The 227-nt window shown below is 47.6% G+C and carries 1 rRNA gene; it reads left to right on the plus strand.

What is annotated here, in order from left to right:
• Positions 1–165: 165 nt before the first annotated feature.
• Positions 166–227 (plus strand): 5S ribosomal RNA (gene rrf, locus J5M56_RS26565); the annotation flags it as partial.

Raw genomic sequence — 227 nt, forward strand, 5'->3', positions numbered from 1 at the left:
AGCTAACCAATACTAATTGCCCGTGAGGCTTGACCATATAACACCCAAGCAATCTGCAGCGCAGATTGTGGTGGTGAAGACGAAAGACCCGAAAATTCGCAACATCACAAATCGCATATCCGAATTCGCTGGGCTGTCCAACAGGACATTCTGGCTACAGAATTTCTTGACGACCATAGAGCATTGGAACCACCTGATCCCATCCCGAACTCAGTAGTGAAACGATG

It is taken from the genome of Pseudomonas sp. 51_B (assembly GCF_017491595.1).
Taxonomy (GTDB): domain Bacteria; phylum Pseudomonadota; class Gammaproteobacteria; order Pseudomonadales; family Pseudomonadaceae; genus Aquipseudomonas; species Aquipseudomonas promysalinigenes.